The following is a 9,568-nucleotide window of genomic DNA, read 5'->3' on the forward strand; positions in this document are numbered from 1 at the left end:
ACGATTTTTTCAACCACAGAGGTTAACGAAGTTAAAAATGGAGATCACAGAGGATTGTTTATTCCATCTTGATGCGGGCTATTCATATCTTTTCCTTTTAGCTGCTCTGGTAAAAAATAATTTTTTTTAAAAGCTTGCACATCAGTTTTTTAAACGAATGAGTTGTTTTTTTTAAATTATTTTTAAAAATTTTTTCATTATTTTTTAATTTCTTACTTATATTTGCATATTTAATAAAAATATTTTTTTGAATAAAATTTACATTATCACTTCCATATCATTTTTTTTGCAACCCGCTTTGCTTTAAAAAAGCAAGGGCGGACAGTATATAATTTTACTTTCTGAATAAAATGAAAAATCCTATCAATCTATAAACTAAAAAAAACAATAATATGAAAAGAATCTACAATCTCCTCATCGTTTTTCTGTGCTGCTTTGCAGCAACATTTTCATACGCACAAACCGAATTCTGGGGCATGACCTCCCGGGGTGGCAATGGTGGCGGTGTGATATTTTCATACGACCCCGCCACAGATACCTACACCAAAAAATTGGATTTTGATGGTGCTGCAAATGGAATTACACCTTGTGGCTCTTTAATGCAGGCCGACAACGGCTTGTTATATGGGATGACAAATATTGGAGGTGCAAACAACATGGGTGTTTTATTTTCATATGACCCCTCCACGGATACCTACACCGAAAAATTAGATTTTAACGGGGCTACCAATGGAGCTAACCCTTATGGCTCTTTAATGCAGGCCGCTAACGGCTTGTTATACGGGATGACACGTAGTGGAGGTGCAAACGATATGGGTGTTTTATTTGCTTACGACCCCGCTACAGATACATACACTAAAAAATTTGATTTTAACACCACCAATGGAAGATACCCTTATGGCTCTTTAATGCAGGCAGGCAACGGACTGTTATATGGGATGACGGCTTCTGGCGGTGCAAACATCATGGGTGTTTTATTTGCTTTCGACCCCGCTACAGATACCTACACCAAAAAATTAGATTTTTACGGGAGTGCTAATGGAAGTGGCCCTTATGTCTCTTTAATGCAGGCCGGCAACGGGCTGTTATATGGCATGACACGTAGTGGAGGTGCAAACGATATGGGTGTTTTATTTGCTTACGACCCCGCCACAGATACATACACTAAAAAATTAGATTTTAACGGAGCCGCTAATGGAAATTACCCTATTGGCTCTTTAATGCAGGCAGGCAACGGACTGTTATATGGGATGACGGCTAATGGAGGCGACAATGATATGGGTGTTTTATTTGCTTACGACCCCGCCACAGATACCTACACCGAAAAATTAGATTTTAACGGGGCTACCAATGGAGCTAACCCTTCTGGCTCTTTAATGCAGGCAGGCAACGGGCTGTTATATGGCATGACATTTTATGGAGGTGCAAACGATATGGGTGTTTTATTTGCTTACGACCCCGCCACAGATACCTACACCAAAAAATTGGATTACGATGGTACAAACGGAGGTAATCCTTATTTTACAAATCTTTTAGAAACCCCCAAGGCCGGTGAAACCATTGCCACCTCTCCCCTGGCGTCAAACACTTTGTGTGAAGGCGAGAGTTTAAATGTGGATTATACAGTTTCGGGCACTTTCAATGCGGGCAACATTTTTACGGCAGAACTCAGTGATGCAACCGGCAGCTTTGCTACACCTGTTGCCATAGGCACCCTGGCTTCCACTACTGATGGTACTATTTCCTGTACCATTCCATTAGGCACAACGGAGGGCACAGCATACCGCATACGAGTGGTTTCTTCCGACCCAGTGGTTACAGGAACGGATAATGGCAGCGATATCACGATAAATACGATACCTGTCATTACCTGCCCCGCTGATGTATCCGTTTCCAACGATGCCGGTTTTTGCGGTGCGGTGGTGAATTATTCCCCTGCAACAGCCACAGGCGAGCCCGCCCCGGTGATAACCTATTCACAGGATGCGGGAACCTTCTTCCCTGTTGGCACTACAACAGTTACAGCCATTGCAACCAACTCCTGCGGAAGCGATACCTGCACATTTACCGTAACTGTTACCGATAATGAAATTCCTGTAATCACCTGTGCGGCCGAAATCACACAACAAAGTACACCACCATCCAGCGGATCGGTAATTATTAGCACCCCGTCTTTGAATTATTATGTGTACAATGGCACTTACTACCAGTTTGACTTCACGGACCCCATTCCTTCAGGATCTACGCTTACAGGTGTGACACTGAATACTACTGTGTATTATCCTTACAGTACTGCCACTGCAGAAAATGAATGGATTATCAGCGGGACCAATGTGGGCTCTACTTACCCCTCTGCTCCGGCAGGAAACTACACTTATACGACTAATTTCTCAGGAAATATTCCGGGATATGTTTATGGTGGTACCAATAACATGAGGTTATATTCATTTTGGAATGATGTCAATTTCCAGAACGCTACAATCACATTATATTACTTCTTACCAGGGACTTGCAATGCCTATGTTACTGTTCCTGCTCCCACTTTCTCTGACAATTGTCCGGGAACTTCTATTACCAATGATTTTAATAGTACGGCTGATGCCACCGGAACTTACACTGTGGGAACTACAACCGTCATCTGGACTGCCACCGATTCGGCAGGAAATACCAATTCATGCACTCAGGAAATAACCATCACAGACAATGAGCCGCCGGTCATTTCCTGCCCTGCTGACATCAATGAAGCCACAGCAACTGTTGGTGAAACCTTATGCGGTAAGAATGTTACAATCACGGATGCTACAGCCACAGATAATTGCGCACTTGATACCATTTACGGTATCAGAAGCGATGCCTTGCTTTTATCAGAACCTTATCCTGTCGATACGACAACTATCAAGTGGTATGCTTATGATGAAGCAGGAAATGTGGATTCATGCCTGCAAACCATTATCATTACCGACGGCACGCTTCCTCTGATAAGCTGTCCGGCAGATATCAGTGTAAGCAATGACCCGGGAGTTTGCGGTGCAGTGGTTAATTATACCGTAGATTATTCGGATAACTGCCCTGGGGCTGTCCTAAGCATGACTAGTGGATTAGCCAGTGGCTCCACGTATCCTATTGGCACTACACCTCATACTTATTTTGTTACTGATGCTGCCGGAAACTCGGCGGCATGCAGCTTTAATGTGACTGTCACTGATGATGAAGATCCTGTAATCACCTGCCCATCAAACATCAGCGCGGATAACGATGCCGGATTGTGTTCAGCGTCTATCACTATTATTGATGCCACGGCAACAGATAATTGTAATATTGATACTATCATCGGAATGAGAAGTGATGCTTTGCCATTAACAGACCCCTACCCTGTTGGGGCCACCACCATCACATGGATGGCTTACGATGATGCAGGATTGACTGATGATTGCATTCAGACCATCACGGTAAGCGACACCGCAACGCCTGCCATCATTTGCGCAACAGATCAGACGCAGACTGCCGATCCCGGAGTTTGCAGCGCCAATGTTATAGTTACAGGTCCGGCATACAGCGATAACTGCAGCATTTTAAGCCTCATCAATGATTTCAACGGAACTTCAGATGCCAGCTGGAACTATCCGGTGGATACCACCTTTGTAACATGGACTGTAACGGATGTGAACAGCAACACCAATACCTGCGTACAGACGATTATCGTTACCGACGATGAAGCCCCCGCACTGAGCTTTCCTTTTTATCCACAAACAGCTCAGGATATTGTCAATATGTTTCCGGGAACACCAGATGGGGAATACACTCTTTATTTTGGCGGCGACCCTGCCAAGCCCTTCAGGGCTTATTGCCACGACATGACCGGAACGCCAACAGAATATATCACCCTGCAATATACCGGTGTCGCATATAATCATTCCCAGTACTTAGCCGGTGGCCATATTACCGGCACCGATGTAAATACTTACTGGGATAAAATACGTTTTGACCCGCTGACCATGACGGTAAACACTGCGGACTTCCTGTTTTCAACTTCCACCGGGTATATTGATGGCTCGGGACTAACACAAGTCCCTTATGGCGAGGCGGGTGCCTGCAACTGGTGGGGAGTTCCAGGTACAGGAAATGTAGATTTGAGAGGTACTTCTTTTGCAGTCAATGATATCTGGATTCCGGTGGGCTGGGCGCAATGGGGTTCTTCAACGGTAAGCCCTGATGAACAGGTGGTTGACTTTAGCGGTGGCGGCCAGTGCGGCAGCAACAGGCCAAGCATGTGTCTTGATGGCGGCGGATACTGCCTGAGATTAAAATATTATCAACCTACTTATGGCACTACCCTCTCCGTCAGCTATCCGGTCAATATCATTCAAACTGCTGATTCCGGTGTTTGCCAGGCATTAGTTACTGTGCCAGAACCCAGTGGAACCGATAATTGCGGAGTTGACACCATTTATAACGATTACACCGGCACGGATGATGCCAGCGGCATTTACCCTGTGGATACCACAACTATCACATGGACTGTGGTTGATGTTCACGGGAACTCATTCTCATACACCCAGAACATCATAGTTACCGACAACGAGCCTCCAACCATCGCATGCGCTCCTAACCAGTCGCAACCCAGCGACCCGGGCGTGTGTACAGCTCTCGTAACCGTTGTACCACCTACTGTTGGTGATAACTGTGCTGTGGACACCCTGTATAATGATTACACCAGTACCGGTGATGCCAGCGCGGTATATCCCCTCGGTTTTACAGCTGTTACCTGGACTGTGGTTGACATTCATGGCAACTCCAGCACCTGCATACAGACCATCGAAGTTACTGATGATGAAGCACCAGTGATTACCTGCGGCTCCGACATCTCGCAAACCAACGACCCGGGCGTGTGCGGCGCCATGGTTAGCGTGCCGCCCTTCAATGGAGTGAGCTGCGAAATGACACCGGATTTCCAGGGGTATTATGACCCCGCTAACTGGCTCATGCAACAAGAATTCGGAAGCATCGGATATGTGGACACTGCAGGAGCTCCCGCAAGCATTTATATGAACGGCGGAGATAATTATTCTAATTCCTCTTCTGTTCTGTTCTATGAAATCACCATACCCTGCGACGGATACATCAATTTTACATGGAACTATCAGTCTTACGACTTAGCTCCTGAGTATGACCCCTTCGGATACTATATTGACGGGATATACACACAATTGTCAGACAATAACGGAGTACTTATTCAAAACGGAAACGCAAGCATTCCTGTGGCAACCGGCAATACTTTCGGATTTTACCTGAGTTCAAACAACTGGGACGGACAGCCGGTGAGCAGCTCTGAAGTATTCATTGAAAACTTCTCTGCACCCGCGCAGGTCATCGTTCCCAGCGATGCCATTGCCACCGACAACTGCGGTATCGCTTCCATTACCAACGATTATACCGGAACCTCTGATGCCAGTGCTTATTATCCTGTGGATACCACCACACTGACCTGGACAGTGACAGACTTTTCGGGAAATAGTTCCACCTGCACCCAAACCATCATCGTTACCGACGATGAAGTCCCAACCATCATTTGCCCCTTCTCCCCCGGCGGTGCCGTTCGCCCCGCTGACGCCGATTCCTGCTCGGCATACATCGCCGTGCCCCCCCCCCTGCCCGGAGATAATTGCGCATGGGATTATTACATCAACGACTTCACCGGAACCGACGACGCCAGCGGAACTTATCCCGTGGGACTCACAACAGTAACATGGACCGTCTTTGACATACATGGAAACACCAACACCTGCATAGATTATATCGAAGTGCTCGACGACCAGCCCCCCGTGGCCATGACCATGGATACCACCATCTATCTTGACGCCAATGGCATCGTCGGCATCACACCCGCCTTTGTCAACAACGGCTCCACAGACAACTGCGCCATTATCAATATGACCGTAACCCCTTCGCTCTTCACATGCACGAATGTGGGAAGTAACACCGTCACCCTCACCGTGTATGACACCCACGGCAACCTCGATATGGTAACCGCCACCGTAACGGTCATTGACAGCATTGTTCCCGTGGTGTTCTGCAACCCCGCCACCATTGCCCTTGACGCCACAGGAAACGCCACCCTGCTGCCCGAACAAGTGTTAAACGGCGCCTACGACGCCTGCGAAACCACACTGATGAGCATAGCACCCAACACATTCACCTGCACGGAAGTGGGAGACAACACCGTTACCCTCAGCGTGCAGGATGTCAACGGAAATATCGGAACATGCATCACCACAGTAACTGTGCAAGACAATACCCCGCCCATCGCATTGTGCCACGACCTTATGGTGTATCTCGACGCCACAGGCAACGCCGCCATTCTGGCTTCGGATATTGACAACGGCTCTTCAGACGCCTGCGGCATAGACACCCTCACTCTGAACACTTACGGCTTCACATGCGAAAATATCGGGCTCAATACCGTTACACTCTTTGCTGAAGATGTTAACGGAAACATCACTTCCTGCACGTCATACGTAATAGTAAAAGATACCATCCGCCCTGTGGCACTCTGCCAGGACATTACCGTACAACTTGACTCAACAGGTAATGCTTCCATTATTCCTGCCGATGTGGACGGAGGCTCTACCGACGCCTGCGGCATTGACACCATGACACTTAACATGTATGATTTCTCTTGTGTCAATGTCGGTGACAACAGCGTGATTTTGACCGTAACAGACATCAACGGAAATGTTTCTTCCTGCACGGCTACCGTTACTGTGGAAGATAATGTACCGCCCGTTGCTCTGTGTCAGGATATTGACCTTTACCTTGACGCTTCAGGCAATGCTTCTATCATACCAGACGATGTGGACGGAGGCTCATCTGACGCCTGTGGTATTGACAATATGAGTGTAATACCTAATACATTTACATGTGCCGAAGTGGGGGACAATATTGTTACTCTTGAAGTAACTGATGTTAACGGAAATATGTCTTCATGTACAGCTACAGTAAATGTAATGGATACAGTACCTCCTGTAGCGCTTTGCCAGAACATCAACTTACAACTTGATGAATTTGGCAATGCTTCCATCACCAGCGATGATATTGACAATGGCTCAAGCGATGCCTGCGGCATCGCAAACATGTCGCTTGATGTGTATGATTTCTCATGTACAGATGTCGGCGACAACAGCGTGGTGCTTACCGTAACCGATGTCAACGGAAATGTTTCTTCCTGCAACGCCACCGTTACCGTGCTTGATACAGTGCCGCCTGTGGCACTCTGCCAGAACATTACCATTCAGCTTGATGAAACAGGAAATGCTGCCATCGCCACCGCTGATGTGGACAACGGCTCCTGGGATGCCTGCGGCATCGCAAACATGGTGCTCGATGTGTATGATTTCTCATGTACCGATGTCGGCGACAACAGCGTGGTGCTCACCGTAACCGATATCAACGGAAATATCTCATCATGTGTTGCCAATGTTTTTGTGGAAGACCTGGTGCCGCCTGTAGCCCTTTGCCACGATATCACCATACAATTAGATGAATTTGGCAACGCTTCCATAGCAGCTGCCGATATTGACAACGGCTCCAATGATGCCTGTGGCATTGACATCATGACTGTGTTGCCAAACACCTTTACCTGCGGCAATGTCGGATACAACCCCGTGGTACTCACCGTTACAGACGTGAACGGAAACTCTGCAAGCTGTGCCGCCACCGTTACCGTGCAGGATGTGGTACCGCCCGTCGCCGTATGCCAGGATATCACCGTATATCTTGACGATGCAGGCAACGTAAGCATCACCGGCGCAGATGTGGACAACGGCTCCAGCGACGCCTGCGGCATTGCTTTCCTGAATGTGAGCCCCAATGTGTTTACCTGCAGCCATGTCGGCGACAATATCGTAACATTAACCGTTACCGACAACAACATGAACACCACCACATGCACCGCCACCGTCACCGTGAAAGACTCCATAGCTCCTGTGGCGCTCTGCCACGACATCACCGTTTACCTCAACGTGAACGGAAACCTCGCCATTATTCCTGAAGACGTGGACAACGGCTCCAGCGATGCCTGCGGAACCACACTGGCAGTAACGCCCAACTACTTCGACTGCGGCAGTGTGGGGCCAAATACCGTGGTACTCACTGTAACAGACCCCAGCGGAAACTTCAGCTCCTGTGTCGCCATTGTTACCGTGGTGGACAACATCCCGCCACAGGCTCTTTGCCAGAACATCAGCATTTATCTGGACAATAACGGAGAAGCGGCTATCCTACCGGAAGATGTGGACTATGGCTCCAATGATGCCTGCGGCATCGCCTCGCTGACAGTATTCCCCAACGAATTCCTTTGCTCCAATGTAGGAGAAAATATCGTTACCCTGACAGCAACAGACATTTATGGAAATGTGGCATCATGCTCCGCCGTGGTTACCGTGCTTGACACCATCGTACCTGTGATAAACTGCCCGGAAAACCTCGCCGTGAACACACTGCCGGGAGAATGCAATGCGACCATCATTAACCTCGGGTTCCCCACTTTCGCAGATAACTGTGTCATATCTGGCGTGAACAATGACGACATAGATATTTACCCGCTCGGATTCACAAACGTAACATGGGTAGTGTCGGACATTCACGGAAACACCAGCACCTGCATACAATCCGTGTATGTGGAAAGCATGCCGCTGGCTATAAACGATACCGTTATTACTGCTGAAAACACGCCCGTTATCATCCCCATACTCGAAAACGACCTCGATTGCGGAAACAACCTAAACCCCGCTTCCATCAACATTTTCAACGGACCCGACAACGGAACAGTAACCATAGATTATGTGAACGGAACCGTAACCTACACACCCGACTACCTCTTCTATGGTAACGACCAGTTCGACTACCAGGTCTGCGACTCTACAGGACTCTGCTCTGTTGCCACTGTTTACGTCACCGTTGAACAAATCATCAATCCCGTGCTCGGAATTGCAAAAATGCTCTCAAATGTTGAAGAGATGCCAGACCATACCTTCAACATTACCTATATGATTACGGTGGAAAACCTCGGAAACGACCTGCTCACAAATATACAGGTGACAGACAACCTGCACACCGTGTTCGGATGGCCGTTAAAATACTCCATCATCGACCCGCCAAACACCAACAATACCATCACACCTAACAACCTCTTTGACGGCAACGCCGACATCAACCTGCTCGACGCTTCACAAAGTTACCTCGAAGTGGGGCAAAATGCTACCATCGTTTTCACCGTCAACCTCGAAATTTACGGTGCTACGCAGGAATTTTGCAACAGTGCACTGGGAACGGCTTTCGGCTCACTCGGCGTGTACGTGGAAGATATCTCCGACAACGGATACATCAGCGACTCTGACGGAAACGGCAGCGCCGGAGACGAAGGAGAAGACGATTGTACGCCCCTTACCATCACACCTTACGATGTCAGATTCCCGCAGGCCTTCTCACCCGACGGAGACGGAATAAACGACAGATTTATGGTGGCTGGCATTGAAGAATACCCCGACAACGAGCTCACCGTGTTCAACCG

The 9,568-nt window shown here is 48.0% G+C and carries 1 protein-coding gene; it reads left to right on the top strand.

The annotated features are described in order from the left end of the window. Positions 1-392: 392 nt before the first annotated feature. Positions 393-9,568, top strand: a 9,176-nt coding sequence (locus M0R16_10790) for an HYR domain-containing protein (protein ID MCK9613360.1), incomplete at its 3' end; no start/stop codon positions are given.

This window comes from Bacteroidales bacterium (assembly GCA_023228145.1).
In the GTDB taxonomy this organism is placed as follows: Bacteria; Bacteroidota; Bacteroidia; order Bacteroidales; family CAIWKO01; genus CAIWKO01.